Raw genomic sequence first — 25,523 nt, forward strand, 5'->3', positions numbered from 1 at the left:
CCCTGGATCGTGGAAAGAACCACAGGTCAGCCCGTTGGGGCGCTTAATCAATCTGCCTGAAGACGCTGGAAACCGGGACGTCAATCGGCGTCAGTTGCGGCATGCCGGTGCCGCGGTCCGACGAAGGAACCGCGGCGGCCGGTCAATCAGTTGGCGGGGAGCAAGCCTTTCTGTTTGGCGACATGAGTCGCCAGTGCGTCCATCAAGTCCGGCGACAGGCAGTCATAGGGCTCCAGGCCGATCGAGCGCAGGCGCTCCCGGATGGCCTTCATTTGCGCTGGCGGCGTGCCGGTCTCGATGATGGAGGACACGAACGCTGCAAAGCCCGGCGCTGCCCATCCGCTTTGGGGAGAGAGCTCGGTGTGGACGAAGTCCAGCCCATAAAACGCATGGTCCTTGTTCTCGATGCGCCCGAACAGATGGGCGTGGCACTGCTTGCAGGCATGCCGCTGGATGGTGGCGGATTCGTCGACAATTTCCAGTTTTTCACCGTGGGCAGTGACGCTGACCTTATCCCGAGGGACGACGGCAACGACGGAGAATATCGCGTTTTGCGGTTTCCAGCATTTGCTGCAGCCGCATGCGTGGTTATGCAGGGTTTGTGCGTCGATCTTGACCTCGACCTTGTCGGTCGCACACAGGCACTGCAGGGTACCACCGGTGAAATTCGCGGCGGTGGGTTGAATACCATTGTCCAGGGCAGGGTGAAGTTTCAAGGTGCTCACGTTGGCTTCTCCGTTTCAGGGTGTCGGACGAAAGTGCCTGGAGCCGTGCACCAGGCACCGGTGCAGATCGATTGCCTTCCTGCTTCAGGTCGAACGCTTCTTTGATTCGCTCCAGCGGCATGGAGTGAGTGACGGCCAATTAACGCTCGCATTCATCGCATCCTAGACCATCCTCGCCAATTGGGTGCGGCCGTTAATGCCTTTGGATCAAACGAACCGTAGAGCCCAATTGCACATTCCATTAGCCGTCAATCACCTAGGCCCGAGGAGCCTGAAAATTTATGTATTCTAATTGTAGACACAAAGAATAATGTTGTTTTATAGTGAGATTACAGGTAGTAGACAGCGTTCACTCACCCGTACAAAGGTCTTTAACGATGGTCATGAAAGAACTCGATCTCCAGGCTTCATCTGATATGCCTGTTGACCGTAAAGCCGTGCTGGGCGTGGCGCTGCGTCGGCGGATTCTGAGCATGGAACTGGCGCCTGGCGCCGTCGTCGATGAATTGGCCTTGTGCGATGAGTTCGGTCTCTCTCGACCACCTGTGCGCGAGCTGATGCGGCAGATGGCTGCTGAAGGTTATATCGACCTGGAAGCGAACCGGGCCGCCCGAGTCTCTTCGATGAGCTATCAATCGCTCAGAAGCTTTTTTCTGGCAGCGCCTTTGATTTACATCGGGACTACCCAGCTGGCCGCAACCCATGCGACGCCCTCTGAGATCGAGGAACTGAAACGCATACAAACGTTTTTTCGTGAAGCCATCGAGGAAAAAGATGTAGAGAAGCGTGTGCTATATAACGATGAGTTCCATTTGCAAATTGGCAAAATGGCCCACAACGTTTATTTGATGCCAAGTCTGCAGCGCTTGCTGATCGATCACGCGCGATTGGGGAAAATATTCTATCGGCATCCTACATCCGTCGATATGCAAGAAGACTTGCACTTGGCTGCCGACCAACATGACGAAATCATTACTGCTATTGAAAACCATGACCCGGCTTTAGCGGGGGAGATCGTGCGCGCGCACCTTGAACTGTCACGCCGCAGGATGTCCGAATATGCTGCGCCGGAAGGGTTGAATGTAGCAATTAATTACTAACAGGCAGTACCGGTATCCATTGCAAAAAATAATACACGGCGCGTGATCAGGTCGTGCAGGCGGGAAGCTTTTAGCACTTACAAACAAAAAAGAGCCCAGGTCGCGAAAAATGTCAAAAATCAGAAATACACCTGCAGATGACTCTAGTTGTGGCTGGTTCCACCTAAGCCCGCCTAGAACGGCTCGTCCGCCTCACTTTGGTGTTCGTTCAGCCCGGTGGGTAGTGGTGGGTGCAGGTTTCACGGGGCTTGCAGCGGCGCGTCAGTTGGCGCTGAATTTTCCTGATGACGAGATTGTATTGATCGAGGCCCAAGAGGTCGGTTATGGCGCTTCCGGAAGAAATGCCGGCTTCGCCATCGACCTGCCCCACGATATTGGTGCTGACGATTATATTGGCGATATCAAGACTGCAAAAATCAGTATGGAATTGAACCTGACGGGGCAATCCATCCTGAAGGATCTCGTTGAACAGCACGGTATCGAGTGCCAATTGCGCCTGTGCGGAAAATATCAGGCCGCCGTGGAACCTAGAGGTATCGCTGTTCTTGACGCTTATCGCCTTGGACTCGACAAGCTGGGTCAAGAATATGAAATGATCGAAGAGAAAGACTTGCCGAACCACATTGGCACCCCTTTCTATCGCAAGGCTTTGTTTACGCCTGGCACGGCACTCATCCAACCCGCCGCGCTTGTCAAAGGTCTGGTCAATAGCCTGCCGTCCAATGTGACGCTCTACGAAAACACGCCGATCACGGAGGTGCAGTATGGTGAAAAAACCGTTCTCACCCATGAATTCGGCCAAATCGTCGCGGACAAAGTGCTACTGACCAACAACGCATTTGCCATGAGTTTCGGCTTTCTGAAAGGCCGCATGTTGCCGATCTTTACCTATGCAAGCCTGACCCGGCAGTTGACGGAAGAAGAGCAGGCGCGTCTGGGTGGCAGACCTTACTGGGGCGTGATTCCCGCCGATCCGTTCGGTACTACGCTGCGTCGTACAACGGACAACCGCCTGCTGGTTCGTAACAGTTTTAGCTTCAATGCCGATGGACGAAGCAATCCCAAGTACCTGCAGCGGTTCATCCAACGACACAAAGAGTCGTTCGATCGTCGATTCCCGATGCTGCCGGATGTGAATTTCGAGTACACATGGGGCGGGTCACTGGCGCTGTCCAGGAACCACATGGCTCACTTTGGCCAGCTGAAAGACAACGTGTATGGCGCGCTGTGCTGCAACGGTCTTGGTATAACCCGTGGCACGGTAACGGGGACCTTGCTGGCAGACTGGCTGGGGGGCAAGAAAAATCATCTGATCGACTTTCTTCTGGCGTCCCCCGGGCCTAATAGAAATCCACCTGAGCCGATACTTTCCGCTGGCGTGAACATGAACTTGTTATGGGGTCAAAGTCGCGCCGGAAAGGAAAGCTGATTACCGATCACTCTTGCAGGCAAGTTAAAAGTTAAATATTGGTTGGGAATGTTCGGTTTTTTGGCGTCGCCATTAATACTGATCGTTTCTTATCGAGACGGCTTTAGTTTGCCTTGAATACTGGGTTTGCGCCTCAGCCCTTTGAATTGCCGAAGCGAAATAGGAGACAATAATGACAAGTCCTAATACTTCTGTTGAGGATGTTCCTCTCAACAACTTTCATCGTTTGCTGACAGCCCGTTCCGGCGGCGGGTCATTCGTAGACGGTTATGTGCTGAGTATCATCGGCATCGCCATGATGCAAATTACTTCCGCTCTGAACTTGTCAGAATTCTGGCAAGGGATGATTGCTGCATCGGCATTGATGGGGGTATTTTTCGGTGGCTTTATCGGTGGTTGGTTAACTGATAAGTTAGGCCGCAAAGTTGTTTATTTCATCGGGCCTTCCCTGTTCATCATTTGTTCCCTGGCGCAATTCTGGGTGGAATCGGCAGCGGCTCTGTTCGCTCTCAGGTTCATCATCGGGTTGGCGGTGGGTATCGAGTATCCGGTGGCCACTTCGCTTCTGGTGGAGTTTCTGCCGAAGAAACAACGCGGGCCCAGACTCGCTGCGTTGACCATTCTCTGGTTTGCCGGTGCGGCATTTGCCTACGTCGTCGGCAATGCGATCCTCAACACCGGTGGTGACGACGCCTGGCGCTTTGCACTGGCCAGCGCCGCCGTCATCGGGCTGCTGCTGTTGCTGTTGCGCCTTGGTACACCTGAGTCCGCTCGCTGGCTACTCAGCAAAGGGCGCAATAGCGAGGCCGAACGCGTGATCAAGCGCGTATATGGCCAGCACTACTCGCTTCGGGACCTGCCTGAAGAGCCCGACGCAAGGAAAATGACATTCCGCGATTTACTGCATTCCGGCTATGGCAAGCGCTTGTTCTTTGTCTCGGTCTTCTGGTCATGCTCGATCATTCCGGTATTCGCGGTGTATGCCTTTGCCCCCAAAGTGCTCCTGGCACTGAACCTGAAAGGGGAGTGGGCCTCCTACGGCTCGATGGCCATCACGCTGCTGTTTGTTGTCGGTTGTGTGCTCGCGACCAGGTTGATTAACACGATTGGCCGTCGCTGCATGCTGATTCACAGTTTCCTGTGGTCCGGGTTGGCGCTGTTGGGTCTGGCGACGTTCTCGAATAGCAACGAAATCCTCGTTCTTTTCCTTTTCGGTGCCTATGCCGTGTTTATCGGCGGGGCGCAGGTTCTGCAACTTGTCTATCCGAATGAGCTTTTTCCTACAGAGATTCGAGCATTTGCTGTTGGCATCGGCACCTCGCTTTCCCGTGTAGGTGCGGCGGTCGGCACCTACCTGGTTCCTGTTTCGCTTCAGACATTGGGTATCGGCACCACGATGTATGTCGCCGCGTTGGTCACCTTCATAGGCTTGATGGCGGCATGGGCCATGGCACCTGAAACACGTTCGTTGAACTTGCGCGATGCGGCGGCATTGAGCAGTTGAGTTGAAAAACATCCCTTACTGTTGGAGATACAATCATGAAATTCGAAGGCATTTACACCCCGGCCATTACGCCCCTGACTTCAACCGGGGCAATCGACAAGCCCGCATTCGCTGAGGTGCTCGAATACCTGATCGAGTCGAAGGTGCACGGCATCATCATCGGTGGTTCGACCGGCGAGTATTACGCTCATACCTCTCAAGAACGCATCGATCTCGCGACCCAGGCCAAGGATGTCATTGGCGGACGACTGCCGCTGGTTATCGGCACCGGTGCCATTCGAACTGAAGATTCCGTCGAATACGCCAAGGCAGCACGCGCCATCAAGGCAGATGCCATTCTGGTGGGGTCGCCGCCCTACGCGTTGCCCACCGAGAAGGAAAACGCCATTCACGCGTTGACCGTCGACCGCGCCGCCGACTTGCCGATCATGCTTTACAACTACCCGGCGCGCATGGGCGTGAGCATGGGCCAGGCGTATTTCTCGGCTGTTTCTGAATCGAAAAACATCGTCGCCATCAAAGAAAGCTCTGGCGACATGGCGCAAGTCCATAACCTGGCGCGCAACTACCCGAACATCAGTCTGTCCTGTGGCTGGGATGACCAGGCCCTCGAATTCTTTGCCTGGGGTGCCCGTAGCTGGGTCTGTGCCGGCTCGAACTTCATCCCACGCGAACACGTTGCTCTCTACGAGGCTTGCGTCGTCGAAAAAGACTTCGATAAAGGACGTAAGATCATGAGTGCGTTCATGCCATTGATGGACTTCCTGGAGAGCGGCAAATTCGTCCAGTCGATCAAGGCCGGCTGCGAGTTCAATGGCCTGCGTACCGGCAGTGTGCGTTCACCGCTGCAACCCCTGTACGAGCACGAGAAACAGGCCTTGCAGGACATCATCACCACCCTCAAACGTGACGTCGCCCTGGTGACCGGGAGCTCGAAATGACTGACCTGCTCAGTGCGGCAGAATATGCCTCCATCGCCCGGGAAATGAAGTTTCCTACGCAGTCCTTCGTCAACGGTGAGTCCTACACGTCGGGTTCAGGCAAAACCTTTACCACGACGAACCCTGCGACCGGTGAAGTGCTGGCCGAGATCACGGCGTGCAATGCAAATGACGTAGATGTCGCGGTGGCAAAAGCCAAAGAGGCTTTTGAAGACGGTCGCTGGCACAAGCTGAGTCCTGGTGAGCGTAAAAAAGTGCTGTTGCGCTTCGCCGATCTTCTGGAACTGAACGCCCACGAGCTGTCTGTCCTGGAAAGTCTGGACAGCGGCAAGCCGATTCGCGAGTGCCAACTCACGGATGTGCCGGAAACCATTCATATGATCCGCTGGCATGCGGAGCTGATCGACAAGATTTACGACAGTACCGCACCCGTCGGTTCTGGAGCGTTATCGCTGGTGGTGCGCGAGGCTATCGGTGTCGTAGGCCTGGTCCTGCCCTGGAATTTCCCGTTGCTGATGTTGGCATGGAAAATCGGTCCATCCCTGGCCGCAGGTTGCTCCATCATCGTCAAGCCAGCCAAAGAAACGACCTTGACGGCGCTGCGTGTCGCCGAACTGGCTCACGAGGCGGGTGTGCCCGCCGGTGTCTTCAACGTACTGTCGGGCGGTGGCGGTGATGTGGGTGAACCGCTGGGCCGGCACATGGATGTGGCCATGGTCAGCTTCACCGGTTCGACAGACACCGGGCGTCGCTTCCTCAACTACGCGGCCGATTCGAACCTCAAGCGCATTGTGCTGGAGTGCGGAGGAAAGAACCCGGCTGTTGTGATGGATGATGTAGAAGACCTGGATCTTGTCGCTGGCCATATCGTAAATGGCGCGTTCTGGAACATGGGCGAAAACTGCTCGGCCTCTTCGCGCCTGATCGTCCATGCCGACATCAAGGACGACTTGTTGAAGCGCATCGGCGTGCAAATGCGTGAATGGAAGATGGGCAACCCACTGGACCCGGAAAATCGCCTGGGCGCCATGGTGAGCAAAATCCCACTTCGAAAAAGTACGCTCCTATCTTGAGCAAGCCAGCGTCGAGAAACTGGACGTTGTCTTTGGCGGTAACACCGAAGGCAATATATTCGTCGAACCTACCGTTGTTGATGGAGTAGGTGTTGATAGCCGACTGTTCAAGGAAGAAATTTTCGGCCCGGTACTCACCGTTACCACTTTCAAGACAATTGATGAAGCCATCACCTTGGCCAATGACTCGGTGTATGGCCTGGCGGCGTCGGTCTATACCGATAACTTGCGCCACGCCATCAAGCTCTCGCGCGAAATTCGTGCAGGGATCGTAACGGTCAATTGCTTCGGAGAGGGCGACGCTTCCACTCCGTTTGGCGGCTACAAGGAATCCGGCTTCGGCGGGCGTGACAAGTCCATCTGGGCTCATGATCAGTACACAGAAATCAAGACGATCTGGATTGATGTCTCTGAGCGGTAATTTTCTGATCCGATGACAGCGATATGCGCACTCATCCCGAATATCACGAGTGTCGGGATGGGTGCGCTAAAGATCAGGGTATTTAACCGCGGGATTATCCCTGCGAGGTTGAAAAGATGGCTGGCATTTGCAGATGCTTGTAAATGGCGAGAGATCTCAGGCCGAAGGTAAAAATCAAGGCGATCCAACCGGCGATCCAGACCGTCGGGAAGATGTCGCGCAACGCTACATACAAGGTGCATCCCAACAAAATAGGCGTGGCATAAATGTCACGTGACATCAACAGCGAAACCCTGCCAGCCAGGACATCCCGTGCTATGCCGCCTCCAATGCTGGTCAGCACGCCCATCATCACGGCCAATGGCGCGGCAAGCTGTAGATCCAGCACTTTCTCGGTAGCGGCCAACCCGAATAATGCCGCTGCCAGGCCATCGAGATAGAGCAGCAGGCGATATCGTCGTTGTAATCCTTTTGTCAGGAAAAACGCCAGCAGCGCAGCAAACAAAGCGGCCCAGATGTAATTGAAGTCTGCAATCCAGAAGATCGGAAGATCCAGCAGCAGGTCCCGAAGGGTGCCACCTCCAATAGCGGTGATGATGCCGAGCACCACGGCACCAAACAGATCGACATCGGCTTTTTTGATAGCCAGCACGCCGGTGATGGAAAATACCGCGATGCCTAACATTTCCTGGAAGTAAAGCATCCTTTATTCCTTTTCTGAGGTAACCCGTCAGTTGAACGTTTATCGATGATGGCATCCCGGCGTAGATGGATAAGCTGGGCATCGTTAAAGAAAATCAGTGCAGGTTTTGATTTTTTATTAGTGTAAAGATAACCGAACTTTTCATAGGCGTCATTTGTTAGATGATCGACTTTCAGGGCCGATTCCGATGGCCGGGCAAGCCCGTTGGCCTGTCGCAAATGGGTAAGCGCGTGACGTATTCAGTTGACCAGGCTGCGCAGGGCAAACCGTAGCATCCTTGCCCGTCACAAGCGTTTAATCTTGTGATGGTTCTTAAAACGACAATGAGTGCGCGATGCATAACAATAAAATCGCACGTTTCTTAATACACCTTCTTCCCACCTGCTTTTAACGTTTCACCGCATTGGAAATACGCTGCGCTAATCATCAGAGTTGGCACTTGCAATTAATTTTGCAAATCACTGATAGATAGCGGCTTGCCTTCAAAAAATAACAAGGGCTCACTAATGTCAAATAACGGAATATCAACCGGCGACAACCTGGCAAGAAGGCGGTGGCAAGCCCGGATACGGGCTCCTTTTCCACCTATGCCGACCGGGCGATCGGGCCTTGGGCCGGATTTACCATCGGGTGGTTATATTGGTGTTTCTGGGTATTGGTGATTCCCCTCGAGGCGATTGCCGCCGGAGTGGTGCTCAATAGCTGGTTTCCTCAGATAGAGACGTGGATGTTTGCGGTCGGCGTGACGGCTCTGTTGACCCTGACCAACCTGTTCAGCGTTGCCAAATATGGCGAAATCGAATTTTGGTTCGCCATATTCAAGGTGATCGCGATCGTCTCCTTCATTGCGCTGGGTGCCTGCGCTATCGCTGGGGTTCTGCCGGGCCGGGAGGTCAGCGGTGTCAGCCGACTTGCCACTGAATTCGGTGGCTTCATACCTTTTTACTCGCCAGTTCGGCTTCATCGTTTTCGCCCTGGGCGTAATGGTCGCAATGCCCGCACACCGTAGCGAGGTGCTGTCTACAGGGGCTTTGACCATAGTGATCGTTGCGTTGGGAATTATGAACACCCGTCGTCACCCCGCGAGAACACCCATTCATTCGCTTCAGCCAACCCGTAATGCAATAGCGGTGGATCCCCTGATCGGGCAATTACTGCAGATTGTAAGTCATTGCCCGATGTCTTTTTTAGATTAAAAAATAGATGAAAAACAACAGGTTATGTATTTGTATATCGGTCGATATATGGACGTGACCTGACGCTGGCGCTTAGCTTGGAATCGCAAAGCCGAACTTGAATTATCACAAGGAAAACAAAAATGGGTCGACTAAAAGGCAAAGTAGCGCTGATCAGCGGTGGGGCAGGGGGCTGCGGCCTGGCCGTTTCGGAGTTGTTTGCCCAAGAGGGCGCGAAAGTCGCGATTCTGGATCTTCCAACCAGCCAGGGCGAAGCGGTGGCTGAGCGGATTAACGCTGCCGGCGGCGACGCCATTTTCCTCGCGGCGGATGTTTCCGTCGCCGATCAGGTTCATCGCGCGGTCAGGCAAGCCGAAGAACGTTTCGGAGCGATTACCGTGTTGATGAATCACGCCGGTACGATTGCTGCCGGGCCTTTCCTGGAAACAGATGAGGCAGACTGGAATCGTCTGATGAGCATCAACGTCAAAAGCATGTTCCTCGTCACCAAGGCCGTCCTGCCCGGGATGATAGAGGCGGGGGGCGGCAGCATCATCAGTACGTCGTCTATTTCCGGTGTGGTCGGCACGCCGATGGAAGTTTTGTACTGCACCACTAAAGGCGCGTGCCATATGTTCGCACGGGCCATTTCCGTGGAGTTTCGTGATCGCAATATTCGCAGCAATGCCATCTGTCCAGGGTTTATCAGCACCGTCCATGGCAAGCGCGAGCTCGACTTGCTCCGACGTTTTGGCGTGGACGCTTCCGACGAGGCGATCGGTGCAATGCAGGGTCGACTGTGTGAACCCTCCGAAGTCGCATCCGCCGCGCTGTTTCTAGCCAGCGACGATTCCAGCTTCGTCAACGGCACTCATCTTTTCGTCGATAACGGATATACCGCGCTCTGAGTCAGCCTACTGACCGACAATAATAAAACCTTCTGCAACTCAGTTCTGCCAAACAATAAACTTCTAATAGCAGAGGCAGCAATGGAACATATAGGCACGTATGTAATTTATATTATTATGGTGTGCGCCGTTATTGGCGGCCTGGCATCCATCTTTAATGCAGAGTCTGAACTCGCGAAGGAATTCAACGCCGGCATCCACAGCATTGGCCCGATCTTCTTGCCCGTGGCGGGCATCATGGCGGCCATCCCCTTTATATCCAGCTTCATCAGCCAGATTCTGGCGCCGATCTTTCTCACCATGGGCGCGGATGCCGGCATTGCCGGGCCTATATTCATTGCCTCCGATCTTGGTGGATATCAATTGGCCCATGCCTTGTCACAAAGCCCCGAAGGCTGGATTCTCGGCCTTATTACCGGGTTCCAGTCCGGCTCTACCGTGATCTTCGTTATACCCGTGGGCCTTGCGATGCTGGCCAAGGCCGATCACAAGTATATGGCGCTGGGTATCATGGCGGGTTTGTTGAGCATTCCGATCAGCATCATCATCATCGCGATGGGTATGCAATTTCTTGGACTGGGCGTGAGGCCGGACATAGCGACTGCCGGTGAAGCCACGCAAGCGCTGAATTTCAATCTCGGGATGCTGGTTCGGAATCTGATGCCGTTGATTCTGTTTTGCGTCGCGCTCGCCGCAGCATTGCGCTACTTGCCAAACCTGATGGTGGTGCTGTTCCTCAGGCTTGGCCAGGTCGTGTACGGGGCTGTGACATTGGTATTGGTGGCCTCCATCGTCGAATATTTCACCTCGTTTTTCAGTTCGGTGTTCGGCACCTGGGGTTTCGCCCCCATCATTGCCGATAAAGAGGATCAATTCCGCGCTCTGGAAATCGCCGGATACGTTGGCATCATGCTGTGCGGTGCGTTTCCAATGGTCTATCTGATCAAGCGTTTCCTTTCCCGGCCCATTGAAAAGGTGGCTTCCCTGATGGGACTTTCGCCTGTGGGCGCAGCGGGTCTGCTCGCGGCATCGGCGAACATATTGGCGATGTTCCGGTTGGTCTCCGACATGCCGCCCAAAGACAAAGTGTTGGTCATTGCCTTTTCGGTTTGCGCTGCGTTCACCTTCGGCGACCACCTGGCCTATTCCGCCAATTTTCAACCGTCGCTCATTCTTCCATTGATCATCGGCAAGCTCAGCGGTGGCCTGATCGGCATGATGCTCGCTTATTGGCTTGCTGTGCCCAAGGCGCTGGAACTTGGCGAGAAGGACATCGCAGAGGAGGGCAGGAGCGTCGCTCCTGAATTGACCTGATAGTTGTGTAATGTCAGTGCGCCCTGGTGAGTTCGAAGTATCGCGGGAGGGTCGCGTAAGCTATCGTGCGGTCACCTTCGAACCGCCAGGGCGGCTCGATTTTTTGAACCAGAAGCGTAATGAACATGAATGCCTGTGACGCAAAAATGCTATCAACCCTGATAGGGGCCGTCGGGTCAGATCGTCTGGGAGCGTCCATCGATTCGGCCCTGAGAAGCACATTGGGCTTTGATATGAGTTGCGGTTATCTCTTCCGCTTCAATCAGCCTCCCATCTTGATACACAACGGATACAACAATTCGGTTCCGGAAAAAACGCTGAATGCCTACATTCGTGGCGGCTACCTGCTCGATCCTTTCTATGTCGCCTGCATCAACAATCACCCGGCCGGTTTATGGCGGATGAGCGACCTGGCCCCCGACAGTTTCTTTTCGTCGGGCTTTTCAATCTCCAGGGATCTACATCCGTGTGTGTCCTCCGAGCACGGGACGCTCATTGAAGAAATAGGTTTCATCATTCCGGTCCAGTCACGGGTTGCGATTGTTTATTCGCTGATGAGGAGCTTGAAGAAAGGAGCTTTTCTGACGAGGGAGATGAAGGTGTTGGAAACGCTGGCACCGGTGATCAATGCCTTGCTCGAATTACACTGCCGGCTGAACTACAGCGACTTTTATACCGACACGGAGAACACGGATGCCAGATCGGAGGATGCTTTCGTTCACATTCTCCAAGGGCGGCTCACGGAGACTCAGCGTTACATCGCGAAATTGATATTGCAGGGTCATAGCAGCACGTCGATCGCTGCGGTGCTGAAGATATCGGAAGGCACGGTGAAGGTTCACAAGCACAACATTTACCAACGACTTGAGATCTCCACGAATGCCGAGCTTTTTCGGCTGTTCATTGGTTATCTGACGGGGCCGCTCTGAAAAGACCGGGCGAACCCGGCCATAAAGGTCGAAAGATCAGGGGAGCAGGCAATAACCCTTGGTAACCGATTCGTCTGTAAGGTTCAACGATTCAGAAAAGCCAGCAGGTCTTCGTTCAAGTCCTGCGCATGTGTAGTGGGGAAGCCGTGCGGAGCATCCGGGTAAACCTTGAGCTCTGCGCCTCGAATAAGTTTGGCGGCGACTTTGCCCGTTGTTTCAAAGGGTACGATCTGGTCAGCGTCGCCATGAATGATCAGAGTGGGAACATCAATGGCGGCCATGTCAGGGCGGAAGTCGGTTTCCGAAAACGCGGTGATGCAATCCACAGTACCTTTCAATGAAGCCAGCAAGGCGATATTCAAAGTCTGGGTCAAAACGCCGGTTGAAACCTGCTGGCCACGATTGGTGCCATAGAAAGGGCTGGCGAAGTCAGCAATGAACTGTGCCCGATCCTTCAGCAGACCCGACTTGATGCCGTCGAATACTGACTTGTCGACGCCTTCCGGATAATCCGGTTTCTTTCCGAACATTGGTGTTACAGCACCCAAAAGCACCAGGCCAGCCACTCGTTCGCTGCCATGCCGAGCGATGTAGCGGCTTACATCGCCACCGCCCATGGAGAAACCGACCAAGGTCACCTCGCGCAAATCAAGGTGCGCAATCAGCTGTGCGAGGTCATCGGCGAAAGTATCGTAAACATAGCCGTTCCAGGGTTGATCGGACCGCCCGAAGCCGCGCCGATCATAAGCGATGGTGCGATACCCGCGACTGCTCAGGTATTCCATCTGGTATTCCCACATGTCGGCGTCCAATGGCCAACCGTGGCTGAACAAAACAGGCTGGCCGGAGCCCCAATCCTTGTAATAAATTTCGGTACCGTCTTGAGTGAAGAACGTGCTCATGGAAGCTCCTTTGTTTGCCGTTTTGGTCAAAATCTTAAGTGGTCGCCATGGTGACCACGATTGAGTATTGCCCCAAAGAAGATCGGGTACTTGTACCGATGTGCTCGCCGCTGCGGCACACCGAAGGTGACTATTCGCTGGCTGTCACTACCGCAAACGTTCAAAGCGACCCCAGTTGGTGGGATACTCGATGACTACGTAAATCCGGTCTGTGTCATCGCCCGCCTGAGCGCTGCTTGCTCGATGTGTCACATGGGACAGTTGCAAGGACAAGTCCTTCGCCGGACCCGACTGCACGATGTAGTGCAGTTCTATGTCGCGCTCCCAATGCCGGCCGCCGGCTCCTTGTTGGGGTTGGTAATCGTCGGTAATCGGGTCGAACGGGTTGTACGCGCCGCCCTTGGGTGCCTGGGTTCCGTCGATGCCGCTACCGGTAACCCACCCCAATCGTGCCGGGAGTGAATCCTGATTCGAACGAGGGGATGAAGCCTTGAGCCCATTCCTGTTAGTAGCTCTTGTCTGCCGGGGATGGCGAACGATAGTCATTGTTGAGATAGAAGTTTCGGCTGAGCACCTCAAGCGTCGACCCTTCCAGAAACCCTTGCGCGGTTTGTGCAGGTTCGCCCGCTATCGCGGTTCCGGCGGTTCTCGTGAGCAATATGCACAACCAACTGTAAGGTGCCAGATTGACGACGCCCGCTTTGCCGATCGATAAGATCCAGCCGGCAAACTGCAGCTTGAGGTCTCGCTCAATGATCAGTAGGTGGAGATCGTCGTTGATGTATTCGACCTTACGGTAGCGTGGCCGTTGGGTGCCTGCGCGGGCCTGGCATGTCATAAGCTGACTAACCTGAATCTCATGCCCTGGAATGCACAGAGCTATCTGACACTGCGCGGCATGCCGACCGGCATCGACAAATTGAGCGATCAAGACACCCTTGGGCCCAATCGTTCCAGGTGGAACGGCCTGTGTTTTCGCCAAATTGGTGCTTTGTGGTTGCAGTCATTACTTCAAAACGCATCACCATCGTCCTCACCGGTCAAGTCGAGCTAATGGTTACGCATTCCACAGGATCTGGATTGAACGGGTGTGCTGCGTTTTTGGATGTTTGTTACGCGATGATATGGGCCTGTTTGAATCATCTCTATCGATGAATTTTCACAAGCTTAATGAATGAGACGTTCGGGCCTGTAGCTCCGCTGTTCCACTTCAACAAAGAGGCGCAAGCCATTGAAATGGCGAACGACAAATACAGAGGATGGCCAGGTGGCCATCCCTTTTTTTCAAACAGTTTTCCAGATTGATTCGTCCCGGATTAACGCAGGCTTCGAATTAACCGTCCATCCTCAAACCCGCCCGAGCTCATCTATTCACTAGTCGGGCAGGTATCGCAGTCATTACAAGAACTGCACAGAGGAACAGAAAACCGCCGAGCATGTACATTCCGGTGTTGGTGGAATGCGTCAGATCTCTCAAGAAACCAATCAGATAAGAACTGACAAATCCTGACAGGTTACCAAGCGAATTAATCATCGCAATGCCGCCAGCAGCCGCTGTTCCTCCAAGGAACGCTGTGGGGAACGTCCAGAAAAGCGGGGTTATGGTCATGATGCCTGCACAGCCCACGGTCAGTGCGATGATGGAGTACACAGGGCTTTGAGCAAAAACTGCGCTCAATATCAGGCCGACCCCACCCATGATTGCCGGGATTGCAAAGTGCCAGCGCCGTTCAGCGTGTTTGTCGGAGCTTCGGTTTATCAGGCTCATGGCGATAATCGAAACAATGTAGGGAATGGCAGACAACAATCCAATATCCAACGGCCGTTCAACACCAGTTGCTTTGATCAAGGTCGGCAGCCAGAAACTCACCCCGTAAAGCCCCATCAGCACGCAAAAATAGATCAAAGCCAGGATCCATACCCTGATGTCGCTCAGCGCCAGCTTGAATGAATGGCTGGTTTTTTCGCCGACATCCTCGCGAATATTATTTTGCAGGATTATCTTTTCTTCGGCGGTTAGCCATTTTGCTTCCGAAATACTGTTGTCCAAGAAATTCCAGACCAGCAATCCGACTAAAACAGTGGGCGCGCCCTCCAACAAAAACAGCCACTGCCAACCGGCCCAGCCATGCACGCCATTAAAGGTTTGCAGGATCCACCCAGAAAGAGGGCTGCCGATAATTCCGGAGATCGGGATACCCGCCATAAACATGGTAATGGCCCGGCCGCGACGGTGTGCGGGAAACCAGTAAGTCAGATATAACAGCACGCCTGGGGTAAATCCGGCCTCGGCTACGCCGAGTAAAAAGCGCATGACATAAAAGGAGGTGGGCGTAGTTACGAACATCATTAATGCGGAGATGATGCCCCACGTGATCATGATTCGGGCAATCCATTTTCGGGCCCCGACTCGATAGAGAATCAAATTACTTGGCACTTCGAAGAAAAAATAGCCAATGAAAAACATGCCCGCGCCGAGGCCGTATACAGTTTCACTGAAGTTGAGGTCGGCAGACATTTGCAGTTTGGCGAAGCCGACGTTGACCCTGTCAAGATAGGCAACTATAAAGCAGAGGAACAGCAAGGGCATTATTCGCCAAACGACTTTGCTATATGCTAGAGCTTCTTTGTCAGGGATCGCGTCGTCGAAGGCTGTGATGTCTTTAGTTCTCATAGTGGATCTCTTTTTATTGTAGGACTGCCGAAAATACGTTTGCTGAGTAATCAAACAGGAACAGTGATCCTTGCGACACACTCACAGATGGTCGCCCACCAGTACCGACTGGTACTCACAGTGCCGGGGTTAGTTACTTTTAGAAAAATCTGACTCTATCCAGGGCAAGCGAAATGATGATCTGCGGTTTACTTCCTTTCACATCATCCCACCCGTAATCGATGCTCAGTCCGGGAGCGGCACCGATTCGCATTCATTTCCCCCCAACAGGCCCACTGCCTTGTCTTGTCGGAAACGCGTAATGGCGCATTGCAGTCGCGAGGGCGATAGCGATGCGCGCCACGGACGCAATGGGGAGACATCGATTTGGCTGGTGGGACTCATGACACGCCTCCAATTATTGTTTTTTTTCACGGTTATGCGATGCGTCAACTGTTTTGCATAAGGCGAGCGCGGTATTGGCGGCGCCGTTCGATTTTCAGCTTATGCGGTGATATGGTTATAGTACAAGCTAATTTTTTAAAATAATTTTCCTCGCGGCGTAAAGGCGCAAAGGGCTCAACGGCTTGAAGCAAGGCAGGGCAGAGGCTGTCTCTCAGAACCCGACACCGCCCGCGTGTAGAAATCCTTTGCCATTCCATTTTACTTGTACTATAACCATATCACCACATAGGTGCCGATGACGTATGTTCGATAAAATTCCAACCCGCACGCTTAGCCACACCGTGGCTAAGCAGCTGCAGAAAGAAATCGAAAAAGGGAGTTTCAGGACGGGGAGCAAGCTTCCTTCGGAAGCCACGCTTGCGCGTGATTTTGGCGTGAGTCGCACCGTTATTCGAGAAGCTATTTCTCGCTTGAAGAATGAAGGCTCAGTCGAGGCGCGACAGGGTATAGGTGTGTTTGTCACCAAAGTTACAGGGATACGCTCTCTGAAAATCGACTATTTGGAAGCGCTTGAACCAGAGTCAGTCCTCCAGCTTCTGTCGCTTAGACGAGCTATTGAGACTGAAGCTGCGTCCGAGGCTGCACTGCACCGCACGGAAGAGCAAATGACAGCCATCGATGCTGCATTAGTGAAAATTGATACAACCGATACTTTGGGTATAGGTGGCGTGCCGGAAGACATTGAGTTTCACCATGCTATCGCCCATGCCAGTGGCAATCCCTATTTCCTTAAAACCCTCATTTTTTTAAAGCAGTATCTGGAAGCCGGCATGATTATGGTACGTAAAAAAAATGCAGTGCGTGAAGAGTTTTCACACCAACTTCAGGAAGAACACGCTGCCATCGCCCTCGCCATTCGTGCCCGCGATCCAAAAGCTGCCCGTGCAGCGACGCAAACGCATCTGCAAAACACAGCGCTACGCTTGTCTAAAACCAACTGAACCAGGCTCTTTATAATGAAAAAAACAGTCCTTGCCTTCACCCCTATTTCTGCAGCCATGATCGAGCGACTGCAACATGACTTCCATGTCATTGCCCCCACTCCTGAGCAGGGTGATCCTGTCGAGCATTTTAACGAAGCGTTATCCCATGCTCACGGTTTAATCGGCGTCGACCGCAAACTTGATAGAGCTTTGCTGGAGAGAGCAGTAAAACTTGAGGCCGTATCCAGTGTTTCAGTCGGTTACGACAACTACGACCTGTCATATTTGAATGAACGAGGGGTGATGTTAACCAATACACCGGGCGTTCTGACCGAAACGACCGCGGATCTAGGTTTTGCTCTGGTCATGAGCAGCGCGCGACGGGTTGCCGAGCTGGATAGATGGACAAAGGAAGGGCAGTGGCAAGCGTCTGTCACCGCTAATCAGTTTGGAAGCGATGTACATGGTAAAACGCTAGGTATCGTAGGAATGGGCAACATCGGTGCCGCAATCGCACGTCGTGGGCGTCTGGGTTTTAACATGCCCATTCTCTACAGCGGTAATAGCCGAAAACTGGCGTTGGAAAATGAACTGGGCGCTCAGCAATGCAGCCTCGAGCAGTTGCTCGCGAACGCAGACTTTGTCTGTGTAGTGGTACCGCTGAGTGAAAAAACCCGGCATCTGATCAGTCATGAGCAACTGGCCCTCATGAAACCCAGCGCATATCTTATCAACGTTTCCCGTGGGCTCGTGATCGACGAAGCAGCATTGGTACAGGCTCTGCTCAAAGGTCAGATTCGCGGCGCGGGATTAGACGTCTATGAAACAGAACCTATGACGCACTCCCCACTTTTCACGATGCGCAATGTTGTTACGTTGCCGCATGTGGGGGCGGCGACGTTCGAATGTCGTAGCGCGATGGCCAACCGGGCGATTGATAATTTACGGGCCGCTCTTTTGGGCGAGCGACCACGTGATTTGGTGAACCCGCACGTTTGGAAGGAATGACGCTACACGTAATGCTCTCGGGTGGTACGGACAGCGGCAGCATATACTCACCTTGCAGCAGGCGCGATCCGTCTGCTTTCCCCCTGTTTTGCGATGGTGGTGCGTTGTATCTCGGATCCTAAGAGCGCCACTCCAGGTTGGTGGGCGGCGTTTCAGCAGCAGTCGACGACCGCGCGTGTTTTGGCATCAACGCAGGGCCAATACCAGGCAGCGTTAATTCACGTTGTGCCAGCCCATCAGGGCAAACCATTGCGGGCGTCGCGCCGCCAAGCATATACATGCTGATGCTCGTGGAGTGTGTCAGATCTCTCAAGAAGCCAATCAAGTAAGAACTCACAAATCCTGACAGATCTCCAAGCGAGTTAATCAGCGCAATGCCTCCAGCCGGCGCTGTTTCATCAAGAAATACAATTGGAAGGGTCCGGAACAGTGGACATATCGTCAGGATGCCTGCGCAACCCACACTCAGGGTAATGATGGAGCACGCGGGGTCTTTAGCGAATACTGCGTTGAAAATAAGCCTTGGTCCCGTAGCACTCGGTGGCGATCTCATCATCAACTGAGATCGCTTCTGAGCTCCTTGAGTTATTTAATTCGCCAGGGAGTTGTTGGGCATTAATTATTACAAGCGAAAGCGATGTTCTGCGATTTTGTGTTTTTCTATGTAATCCCAATCGTAATCAACGCCCAATCCCGGACCTGTCGGGACCGAAACACAACCATCTTTCCCAACGGCATCCATTTGGTCTGTATAACCGCAGCGGTAAACAGGTGGGATCAGGTTGGGCATACCTGGGCCAACCAGAGCGAGCTCGTAATAAAGGGTATTACGTATTGCTGCAACACAGGCTCGGTGAGCAGGACCACTGGCATGTACCTGTACATCAAGTCCCAGAGCTTCACCCAGATGAGCAATCTTCAGGGTGCCGGTGATGCCCATGTCGTATTCCGGATCGGTGTGAATCAGGTCTGCACCGCCGGCGATCATGAAGTTTGCCTTTTGCTCCAGTCCTCGGACATGCTCGCTGACAAGAAGAGGGGTTTTGAGTTTTTCTCGGAGTAAACGCTGGCCGTTAGCAGAGACGCTAGCGTCGCGGTAGGGGTCTTCATACCAAAGCGCATCGATCTCGTCGCAGGCGCGACCAACATATAGCGCGTCAGTCCAAGTATGCAGGGCACTCGCCGGATCCATCATAATGTCCATGCGATCACCGATGGCTTTTCGTGTCGCGTGAAGTACCTGCGCCTCGCGATGTTTCTCGCCATCGTGCCATCCGTGAATTTTGAACCCGCGGAAGCCGAGTTCCGCGCATTCGACTGCGTAGTCGGCGAAGGCCGCAACCGAATCCAGTCCACCTGGCTCATCTTGTCCGTGATGCGTGCTGGCATAGGTTGGAAGCCGCTGCTTGTACGCACCAATCATGGAACCGATGGACATTTTGTATTTCCGGCCGACCAGGTCCCACAACGCAATATCCAGCGGGCCGTGGCCCATGTGGTCATAGGCGCGCAGGTAACGCTTGAAATCGTCGTAAATGAACTCTCGGTGTTCTGGGTCTCGACCGAGCAGATGGGGAGCCAGCATCACGGTTTGCGCGAGTGCGGACTGAGAACCGACCAGATGAGTGACATACCTCCCTTCAAAGCCATCGTCCGTGCGGATCGCGACGGCGTATCGCATGACAGATAACTTGTTGCCTTTTTCGTAGCGCAGGTTGCCCACTCCCATTCCTCGAGTGCTACTCGTCGAAAGGTTTTCAACCTCGAATGTAAACGGGATGACATCGACTTGGGTAATGCGACTCATGACACGCCTCCAATTGTTGTTTTTCAAGCATTTATACGTTCAGACGGAGATTTCAGCCGGGCGTAGGTTGGCCCTTGCCAAGCCCCAAGAGCGGCGTCAGCTTATGCGGTGATATGGTTATATTACAAGTTAAGTTTTTAAAATGAACCCTCACTTGGTGCGGTTAGCGGTGATGGAGTGCGCCTCCGTGTGGAATGCCCCCCGCAAAGAAGCATTGCAGCCTCTATTTCTTGTACTATAACCGTATCACCTCAACGGCTAGGATCGTGTATGTTCGAAAAAATCCCAACACGCACGCTGAGTCAAACCGTCGCTCAGCAACTGCAAAAAGAAATCGAAAAAGGTAGCTTCGAGATGGGCAGCAAGCTCCCTTCGGAAGCGACGCTTGCCCAGGATTTCGGGGTCAGTCGTACCGTTGTTCGGGAAGCTATCTCTCGTTTGAAAAATGAGGGGATAGTCGAAGCGAGGCAGGGGATCGGTGTCTTCGTGACCGGATCTACGGGTATTCGCTCGCTGCGAATCGATTATCTGGAAGCACTTGAACCAGAGTCGGTGGTACAGCTGCTGGCACTCAGACGAGCCATTGAAGCCGAGGCTGCGTCGGAAGCCGCCCTGCACCGCACCGAAGAACAGATGGCAGCAATCGACCTCGCACTGGGGAAGATCGCTACCGCCAATGCTGAAGGCAAAGGTGGCGTTCCGGAAGACATCGAGTTCCACCATGCTATTGCTCACGCCAGTGGCAATCCCTACTTCGTGAAAACGCTTTCTTTTCTAAAGCAGTACCTGGAGGCTGGAATGATTGTCGTGCGCAAGAAATACTCAGCGCGCGAGGAGTTTTCACGGGAGCTCCATGAAGAGCACGTAGCCATTGCGAATGCTATTCGGGCGCGTGACCCGGCGGCGGCCCGTGCAGCGACTCAAACTCACCTGCTTAGAACCGAAATGCGCTTATCTGAAATCAGCTGAATGATGCGGCGTTGATTCGTTGCGCGCGATCAATCTACAGCGATGTGGAACACGTGCATGTTGAGCATTATGCAAGTGCGCGGTGGACGCCTTTTCGAGATGCCGATGACGAGCGCCGCAAGGGGATATTGAGTTGCTTATGCGTTTAATGGTTGGCTGTCATCGGCATCACGGGGAAACGGGTTGGCCAGCGAACTTTAATCAACTGTAGCGGTTCTCGATAGTGAAAAAAGCTGATCTACAGATCACCAATCCTCATCCCTTGATTCAACCGCAAACGGTGTAAGTTAACCGTCCAAGTACTTTTTATTTGCACGTTGGCAGGGGCCGAATTATGGAATTGGGAATATCGGGGCGCTGGGCGATCGTCTGTGCCGCCAGCAAGGGTTTGGGGTTGGCCTGTGCACGAGCCTTGGCGAAGGAGGGCGTCAATCTGGTCATCAACGCCCGTGGGGATGAGACCTTGCAGGCCGCCGCCATAGAGTTGCGCCGCCTGGCGCCGAGCATCGAAGTACGCACGGTAGCGGGCGACATCAGCGAACCGGCGGTGCGCGAGAACGTGGTGATGGCTTGTCCTCAGGTGGACATCCTGATCAATAACGCGGGCGGCCCGCCCCCGGGCGACTTCCGCGACTGGCAACGCGAAGACTGGTTAAAGGCGCTGGATGCCAACATGCTCACGCCCATCGAACTGATCAAGGCCTGTGTTGATGGCATGGCGGAGCGAGGTTTTGGCCGCATCGTCAACATCACCTCTGGCGCGGTGAAGGCGCCGATCGACGTATTGGGTCTCTCCAATGGTGCCCGCAGCGGTTTGACCGGTTTCATCGCCGGGCTCGCGCGTCAATCGCGACTGGCCGGGAACAACGTAACGATCAACAACCTCCTGCCTGGCCCATTCGAGACCGAGCGCTTGCACAAAACCCTGACCGCTGCCGCCGGGGCCAGTGGCGCCAGCGTGGAGCAGATCAGCAAACAGCGGCGCGAAAACGTGCCGGCCCAGCGGTTTGGCCAGCCGGACGAGTTTGGCGCCTATTGCGCATTCATTTGCAGTGCCCACGCCGGCTTCCTTACCGGGCAGAACCTGTTGCTGGACGGTGGAAGTTACCCTGGCACGTTCTGATCGCGGCGCACCGGTCACAAGCGCTCGATAATCTCATGGCCTATGTTGACGGGAGGGTGATTTCACCTTCCTGCTGACAGCTCGTATTGGCCCGGTCGATCTTGGTCCGAAGGCGGACTTGCGAGGTCGAGCGACAAGCCAGCTTCGCACCGCAACATTCCCGCCCGTCACTCATATGAAAACCCGGCCATTGGATCCGGCACTAACCCGTGAAGGCATTGTCAGTAATGGGCGCCTGTAGCGACGAGGACCGTCTCTGATAACAGCTCGTCAGCCTACATTCAGTGTTTTCTCCAATTCCTTGGGCAAAACGCTCGCGATGGATTGCGTCCTGGACCGACTTTTCCTTTTGTGAGCGACATATTAATGGGTTTGCTTCTCGATCCGCGTCATGACATTGATGCCGCGTTATTAAGCTATCGCCGGGTGTTCTGGTCCCTGGCGCTATTCAGTGGCGTGATCAACCTGCTGGTGCTGGTGCCGTCGCTCTACATGATGCAGGTGTACGACCGGGTACTCACCAGTCGCAACGAAACCACCTTGTTCATGCTCACCTTGATCGCCTTGGGACTGTTCATGTTCAGCGCCCTGATCGAGTGGGTGCGCGGCGAGGTGATGATTCGCATGAGCGCGGGGCTGGACGATGCCTTGGGCGAGCGGATTTTCGACGCGGCCTTTGCCCGCAGCCTGCGCGAGCACAACGCCAACCCGGCGCAGGTGCTCACTGACCTGGCGACGCTGCGACAATTGCTTACCGGCCAAGGCCTGATTGCCTTGCTCGACGCGCCGTGGTTACCCATCTTCCTGCTGGTGGCGTTCATCTTCCATCCATGGTTCGGTGTGCTGACGCTGGTTCTGGCCCTGGTGCTGATCGGCCTGGCGCTGTGGGGCGAGCTGGCGACCCGTACGCGCTTGGGCGAAGCCAATCGGTTGGGCGTGCAGTCTTCGAGCTATGTCAACAGCACGTTGCACAATGCCGAGGTTATCCAGGCCTTGGGCATGCTTGGGCCGTTGCGCCAACGCTGGAGCCTGCTGCAGCAACGCATCATTGCCGCCCAGGCCCATGCCAGCGATCGCAGCGCCCGCATCACTTCGATGACCCGTTTCGTGCGCATCTCCGGCCAGTCGCTGGCCTTGGGCCTGGGGGCGCTGCTGGTGCTGGAAGGCCAATTGTCGGCGGGCATGATGATTGCGATGTCGCTGCTGCTGGGGCGTGCCCTGGCGCCCGTGGAAATCGCCATTGGCTCATGGAAGCAATTCAACGCCGGCCGCCAGAGCTACCAGCGCCTGAGCCAACTGCTGGCCGAGCATCCGCGCGAGCGCCTGCGCATGCCTTTGCCACCGCCCACCGGCGCGGTGCGCCTGGAGCAGTTGTATGTCGGCCCGCCCGGTGCTGCGCAACCGATTGTGCGGGGCATCAATTTCAGCCTGTCCAAAGGAGAGGTGCTTGCCGTCGTCGGCCCCAGCGCCAGTGGTAAATCGACATTGGCCAGGGCGCTGGTCGGGGTATGGCCGGCCATGGGCGGGTCGGTGCGTCTGGACGACGCCGAGATCAGCCAATGGTCCCACGACGCCCTGGGCCCGCACCTCGGGTACCTGCCGCAGGACATCGAACTGTTCGACGGCAGTGTGGCGGACAACATTGCCCGCTTCGGCGAGCAGGACGCCGACAAGATCATCACCGCCGGGCGTCACGCCGGTATCCACGAGATGATCCTGCGGTTCCCCAAGGGTTACGACACGCCGCTGGGCCCCGGCGGGCTTGGCTTGTCCGGTGGACAAAAGCAACGCCTCGGCCTGGCCCGCGCGCTTTACGGGCGCCCGTCGCTGATCGTGCTCGATGAGCCCAACTCCAACCTCGATGAAGCCGGAGAGCTGGCGCTGGTGCAGGCCATCAGTGCGCTCAAGGCTGCTGGCAGCACCGTGGTGCTGATTACCCACCGACCTAACGTGCTGGCGGTGGTCGATCACATCCTGGTGCTCAAGGACGGCACTCAACAAGCGTTCGGTCCACGGGATCGGGTGCTCAAGGCATTGATGCCGGGGCCAAGAGCGGCCGTGGTCAAGGAGGCTGGCAAAGATGCGTGATCTGACCCCAAAGGCTAAAACATACAGCGAGCAGGGGCTGAGCGTACGTGGCGACTCCACGCTGCCCGGCGCCAGTACCGACGCCCGGGGGGCGGCACGTTATGGTGTAGGTTTCCTGGTCCTGACCCTGGGCGGCTTCTTGCTCTGGGCCTGCCTGGCGCCGCTCGACCAGGGTGTCTTGGGCAGCGGCACGGTGGTGGTAGCGGGCGAACGCAAGGCTGTGCAGTCGTTGGTCGGTGGGGTGGTGGAAAAGCTGCTGGTCAGCGATGGCGACCGCGTCACCCAGGGGCAGTTGCTGGTGCAGTTCAACACGGTGCAGGCGCAGTCGCAACTGGACGTGACCCTGGGCAAGTTGTTCAACGATCGCAGCGTCGAGGCGCGGTTGATTGCCGAGCGCCTGGGCTCGGCCCAGATCCAATGGCCCGCTGAACTGCTGGCACATGCCGACGAGCCGCGGGTCAAGGCGGCCATGGCCTTGCAGAGCCAGTTGTTCCTGACGCGCCGAGCAGAGTTGGGCAGCCGCTTGCAGATCATCGAACACGAAGCCGCGGCATTGCAGCAGCAATTGCTCGGCTACGAAGGCGTCAAGCGCAACTACGACGCGCAGATGCGCTTCCAGCAGCAGGAACTCGAAGGCCTGCGTGATTTGGCCCGTGAAGGCTACGTTCCGCGCAGCAAGCTCTTCGAGTCCGAGCGCAACGCAGCCCAACTGGCCGGGCAGATTGCCTCCGGGGTGGGCGATGTCGGCAGGACCCGCCAGGCGATCAACGAAAGCCGGCTCAAGGCCTTGCAGGCGCAGCAGGAATTTCGCCGCGATGCCGAAACCCAGCTCAGCGAGGTCTCTGCCGAGGCGGCAGGTTATGCCGATCAGATTCGTGCCTTGCAGTTTGAAGTCGACAACGGTGCGATCCGGGCGCCGGTGTCCGGGCAGGTCATGGACGTGAGCATCCATACGGTCGGCGGTGTCGCCCAGGCCGGCCAGACCCTGATGCAGGTGGTGCCGCTGGATGCGCCGATGGCGATCACCGCGCGCTTCGAACCGCTGATGGCCAACAAGTTACGCCCGGGCCTGCCGGTGCATGTGCATTTCACCGCGCTGCAACGGGTGGATACGCCGACCGTCACCGGCACGGTGGCGACCGTGTCGGCGGACCAGTTGATCGATGAACAGACGCACCAGCCGTACTTCTCCGCCAAGGTCGAGATTGCCGCCGACACCGTCGCCTCGCTGCAGGTCGCCGGCCTGCAGGTGCGCCCCGGCATGCTCGCCGATGTCACGGTGGTAACGGGGGAACGCACCTTGATGAATTATCTGATGAAACCACTGCGCGAACGCTTGCTCGCAGCCTTCAAAGAGGAATGA

21 protein-coding genes and 3 pseudogenes are annotated in these 25,523 nt (G+C 55.1%); 16 read left to right on the forward strand and 8 right to left on the reverse strand.

The window, feature by feature from the left end; translation table 11 throughout:
* Positions 1 to 146: 146 nt before the first annotated feature.
* Complete coding sequence (gfa, locus tag PMA3_RS14305) at positions 147 to 725, reverse strand: S-(hydroxymethyl)glutathione synthase (protein ID WP_064677764.1); 579 nt, start codon at positions 723 to 725, stop codon at positions 147 to 149.
* A gap of 377 nt (positions 726 to 1,102) precedes the next feature.
* Between gfa and PMA3_RS14310 the strand changes: the two genes are divergently transcribed.
* The 5 genes and pseudogenes from PMA3_RS14310 (at position 1,103) to PMA3_RS14330 (ending at position 7,193) form a co-directional block, all read left to right on the forward strand.
* Entirely contained in the window at positions 1,103 to 1,825 is a 723-nt protein-coding gene (locus PMA3_RS14310; protein WP_064677765.1) for a GntR family transcriptional regulator, read from the forward strand.
* A gap of 109 nt (positions 1,826 to 1,934) precedes the next feature.
* Positions 1,935 to 3,254, forward strand: a complete 1,320-nt coding sequence (locus PMA3_RS14315) for an NAD(P)/FAD-dependent oxidoreductase (protein ID WP_064677766.1) — start codon at positions 1,935 to 1,937, stop codon at positions 3,252 to 3,254.
* Positions 3,255 to 3,426: 172 nt separating this feature from the next.
* Positions 3,427 to 4,758 carry an MFS transporter gene (locus PMA3_RS14320; RefSeq protein WP_064677767.1) on the forward strand — a complete coding sequence of 444 codons (1,332 nt, stop codon included), beginning with the start codon at positions 3,427 to 3,429 and terminating at the stop codon, positions 4,756 to 4,758.
* Positions 4,759 to 4,793: 35 nt separating this feature from the next.
* Positions 4,794 to 5,699 carry a dihydrodipicolinate synthase family protein gene (locus PMA3_RS14325; RefSeq protein WP_064677768.1) on the forward strand — a complete coding sequence of 302 codons (906 nt, stop codon included), beginning with the start codon at positions 4,794 to 4,796 and terminating at the stop codon, positions 5,697 to 5,699.
* Positions 5,696 to 7,193: pseudogene (locus PMA3_RS14330) on the forward strand (aldehyde dehydrogenase). The gene PMA3_RS14325 and the pseudogene PMA3_RS14330 overlap by 4 nt, the downstream one beginning before the upstream one ends.
* Positions 7,194 to 7,287: 94 nt before the next feature.
* On the opposite strand, the gene PMA3_RS14335 reads toward PMA3_RS14330, so the two are convergent.
* The gene (locus PMA3_RS14335) at positions 7,288 to 7,896 is read right to left on the reverse strand and encodes a trimeric intracellular cation channel family protein (RefSeq protein WP_064677769.1); all 609 of its coding nucleotides are present in this window, start codon (positions 7,894 to 7,896) and stop codon (positions 7,288 to 7,290) included.
* A 523-nt stretch (positions 7,897 to 8,419) separates the two neighbouring features.
* On the opposite strand from PMA3_RS14335, the pseudogene PMA3_RS30755 reads away from it, so the two are divergent.
* From PMA3_RS30755 to PMA3_RS14355, 4 genes and pseudogenes are all read left to right on the forward strand, one after another.
* Positions 8,420 to 8,836 (forward strand): annotated as a pseudogene (locus tag PMA3_RS30755) (amino acid permease); the annotation flags it as partial.
* 378 nt (positions 8,837 to 9,214) lie between these two features.
* Entirely contained in the window at positions 9,215 to 9,979 is a 765-nt protein-coding gene (locus tag PMA3_RS14345) for an SDR family NAD(P)-dependent oxidoreductase (RefSeq protein WP_064677771.1), read from the forward strand.
* An 81-nt stretch (positions 9,980 to 10,060) separates the two neighbouring features.
* Complete coding sequence (gene eutH, locus PMA3_RS14350; RefSeq protein ID WP_064677772.1) at positions 10,061 to 11,293, forward strand: ethanolamine utilization protein EutH; 1,233 nt, start codon at positions 10,061 to 10,063, stop codon at positions 11,291 to 11,293.
* A gap of 125 nt (positions 11,294 to 11,418) precedes the next feature.
* Complete coding sequence (locus tag PMA3_RS14355) at positions 11,419 to 12,222, forward strand: LuxR family transcriptional regulator (RefSeq protein ID WP_064680707.1); 804 nt, start codon at positions 11,419 to 11,421, stop codon at positions 12,220 to 12,222.
* 83 nt (positions 12,223 to 12,305) lie between these two features.
* Here the strand turns inward: PMA3_RS14355 and PMA3_RS14360 are convergent, their stop codons facing one another.
* From PMA3_RS14360 to PMA3_RS33600, 4 genes and pseudogenes are all read right to left on the reverse strand, one after another.
* Positions 12,306 to 13,124: an alpha/beta fold hydrolase gene (locus PMA3_RS14360; RefSeq protein WP_064677773.1), complete on the reverse strand. Its 819-nt coding sequence runs from the start codon at positions 13,122 to 13,124 to the stop codon at positions 12,306 to 12,308.
* 147 nt (positions 13,125 to 13,271) lie between these two features.
* Positions 13,272 to 13,565 (reverse strand): annotated as a pseudogene (locus tag PMA3_RS33590) (OprD family outer membrane porin); the annotation flags it as partial.
* Positions 13,552 to 13,608: a hypothetical protein gene (locus tag PMA3_RS33595; RefSeq protein ID WP_420848693.1), complete on the reverse strand. Its 57-nt coding sequence runs from the start codon at positions 13,606 to 13,608 to the stop codon at positions 13,552 to 13,554. The pseudogene PMA3_RS33590 and the gene PMA3_RS33595, both read right to left, overlap by 14 nt.
* 21 nt (positions 13,609 to 13,629) lie before the next feature.
* Positions 13,630 to 14,055: a hypothetical protein gene (locus PMA3_RS33600; RefSeq protein WP_420848676.1), complete on the reverse strand. Its 426-nt coding sequence runs from the start codon at positions 14,053 to 14,055 to the stop codon at positions 13,630 to 13,632.
* 239 nt (positions 14,056 to 14,294) lie between these two features.
* On the opposite strand from PMA3_RS33600, the gene PMA3_RS33605 reads away from it, so the two are divergent.
* Positions 14,295 to 14,429 (forward strand): aldehyde dehydrogenase family protein, encoded by a 135-nt coding sequence (locus tag PMA3_RS33605; protein WP_202970129.1) that lies wholly within the window; start codon positions 14,295 to 14,297, stop codon positions 14,427 to 14,429.
* Positions 14,430 to 14,487: 58 nt separating this feature from the next.
* Here PMA3_RS33605 and PMA3_RS14375 read toward each other — a convergent pair whose 3' ends face one another.
* Positions 14,488 to 15,798 carry an MFS transporter gene (locus PMA3_RS14375; RefSeq protein ID WP_064677776.1) on the reverse strand — a complete coding sequence of 437 codons (1,311 nt, stop codon included), beginning with the start codon at positions 15,796 to 15,798 and terminating at the stop codon, positions 14,488 to 14,490.
* A 686-nt stretch (positions 15,799 to 16,484) separates the two neighbouring features.
* Between PMA3_RS14375 and PMA3_RS14380 the strand changes: the two genes are divergently transcribed.
* Together PMA3_RS14380 and PMA3_RS14385 are read left to right on the forward strand one after the other, a co-directional pair.
* Complete coding sequence (locus PMA3_RS14380; protein ID WP_064677777.1) at positions 16,485 to 17,183, forward strand: FadR/GntR family transcriptional regulator; 699 nt, start codon at positions 16,485 to 16,487, stop codon at positions 17,181 to 17,183.
* Positions 17,184 to 17,198: 15 nt separating this feature from the next.
* Positions 17,199 to 18,173, forward strand: a complete 975-nt coding sequence (locus tag PMA3_RS14385) for a 2-hydroxyacid dehydrogenase (protein ID WP_064677778.1) — start codon at positions 17,199 to 17,201, stop codon at positions 18,171 to 18,173.
* 622 nt (positions 18,174 to 18,795) lie between these two features.
* Here the strand turns inward: PMA3_RS14385 and PMA3_RS14390 are convergent.
* Positions 18,796 to 19,980: an enolase C-terminal domain-like protein gene (locus PMA3_RS14390; protein ID WP_064677779.1), complete on the reverse strand. Its 1,185-nt coding sequence runs from the start codon at positions 19,978 to 19,980 to the stop codon at positions 18,796 to 18,798.
* A gap of 270 nt (positions 19,981 to 20,250) precedes the next feature.
* On the opposite strand from PMA3_RS14390, the gene PMA3_RS14395 reads away from it, so the two are divergent.
* The 4 genes from PMA3_RS14395 to PMA3_RS14410 all read left to right on the forward strand — a co-directional run bounded on the left by PMA3_RS14395 (position 20,251) and on the right by PMA3_RS14410 (position 25,523).
* Positions 20,251 to 20,949 (forward strand): FadR/GntR family transcriptional regulator, encoded by a 699-nt coding sequence (locus PMA3_RS14395; RefSeq protein ID WP_064677780.1) that lies wholly within the window; start codon positions 20,251 to 20,253, stop codon positions 20,947 to 20,949.
* Between the two features lie 334 nt (positions 20,950 to 21,283).
* Positions 21,284 to 22,072: an SDR family oxidoreductase gene (locus tag PMA3_RS14400; protein WP_064677781.1), complete on the forward strand. Its 789-nt coding sequence runs from the start codon at positions 21,284 to 21,286 to the stop codon at positions 22,070 to 22,072.
* A gap of 366 nt (positions 22,073 to 22,438) precedes the next feature.
* A complete protein-coding gene (locus PMA3_RS14405) occupies positions 22,439 to 24,160 on the forward strand; it encodes a type I secretion system permease/ATPase (RefSeq protein ID WP_064677782.1) in 1,722 nt (573 codons plus the stop codon).
* A complete protein-coding gene (locus PMA3_RS14410) occupies positions 24,153 to 25,523 on the forward strand; it encodes an HlyD family type I secretion periplasmic adaptor subunit (protein WP_064677783.1) in 1,371 nt (456 codons plus the stop codon). Before PMA3_RS14405 ends, PMA3_RS14410 begins: the two co-directional genes overlap by 8 nt.

Source organism: Pseudomonas silesiensis (assembly GCF_001661075.1).
In the GTDB taxonomy this organism is placed as follows: Bacteria; Pseudomonadota; Gammaproteobacteria; order Pseudomonadales; family Pseudomonadaceae; genus Aquipseudomonas; species Aquipseudomonas silesiensis.

What these genes read in the sequence shown, in the direction of transcription:
- eutH (WP_064677772.1), top strand. Translation starts at nt 10,061, where the DNA reads ATGGAACATATAGGCACGTATGTAATTTATATTATTATGGTGTGCGCC.
- PMA3_RS14380 (WP_064677777.1), top strand. Translation starts at nt 16,485, where the DNA reads ATGTTCGATAAAATTCCAACCCGCACGCTTAGCCACACCGTGGCTAAG.
- PMA3_RS14405 (WP_064677782.1), top strand. Translation starts at nt 22,439, where the DNA reads ATGGGTTTGCTTCTCGATCCGCGTCATGACATTGATGCCGCGTTATTA.
- PMA3_RS14325 (WP_064677768.1), top strand. Translation starts at nt 4,794, where the DNA reads ATGAAATTCGAAGGCATTTACACCCCGGCCATTACGCCCCTGACTTCA.
- PMA3_RS14395 (WP_064677780.1), top strand. Translation starts at nt 20,251, where the DNA reads ATGTTCGAAAAAATCCCAACACGCACGCTGAGTCAAACCGTCGCTCAG.
- PMA3_RS14400 (WP_064677781.1), top strand. Translation starts at nt 21,284, where the DNA reads ATGGAATTGGGAATATCGGGGCGCTGGGCGATCGTCTGTGCCGCCAGC.
- PMA3_RS14345 (WP_064677771.1), top strand. Translation starts at nt 9,215, where the DNA reads ATGGGTCGACTAAAAGGCAAAGTAGCGCTGATCAGCGGTGGGGCAGGG.
- PMA3_RS14360 (WP_064677773.1), bottom strand. Translation starts at nt 13,124, where the DNA reads ATGAGCACGTTCTTCACTCAAGACGGTACCGAAATTTATTACAAGGAT.
- PMA3_RS14355 (WP_064680707.1), top strand. Translation starts at nt 11,419, where the DNA reads ATGAATGCCTGTGACGCAAAAATGCTATCAACCCTGATAGGGGCCGTC.
- PMA3_RS14390 (WP_064677779.1), bottom strand. Translation starts at nt 19,980, where the DNA reads ATGAGTCGCATTACCCAAGTCGATGTCATCCCGTTTACATTCGAGGTT.
- PMA3_RS14335 (WP_064677769.1), bottom strand. Translation starts at nt 7,896, where the DNA reads ATGCTTTACTTCCAGGAAATGTTAGGCATCGCGGTATTTTCCATCACC.
- PMA3_RS14310 (WP_064677765.1), top strand. Translation starts at nt 1,103, where the DNA reads ATGGTCATGAAAGAACTCGATCTCCAGGCTTCATCTGATATGCCTGTT.
- PMA3_RS14410 (WP_064677783.1), top strand. Translation starts at nt 24,153, where the DNA reads ATGCGTGATCTGACCCCAAAGGCTAAAACATACAGCGAGCAGGGGCTG.
- PMA3_RS14320 (WP_064677767.1), top strand. Translation starts at nt 3,427, where the DNA reads ATGACAAGTCCTAATACTTCTGTTGAGGATGTTCCTCTCAACAACTTT.
- PMA3_RS33605 (WP_202970129.1), top strand. Translation starts at nt 14,295, where the DNA reads ATGAATGAGACGTTCGGGCCTGTAGCTCCGCTGTTCCACTTCAACAAA.
- PMA3_RS14385 (WP_064677778.1), top strand. Translation starts at nt 17,199, where the DNA reads ATGAAAAAAACAGTCCTTGCCTTCACCCCTATTTCTGCAGCCATGATC.
- PMA3_RS14315 (WP_064677766.1), top strand. Translation starts at nt 1,935, where the DNA reads ATGTCAAAAATCAGAAATACACCTGCAGATGACTCTAGTTGTGGCTGG.
- PMA3_RS14375 (WP_064677776.1), bottom strand. Translation starts at nt 15,798, where the DNA reads ATGAGAACTAAAGACATCACAGCCTTCGACGACGCGATCCCTGACAAA.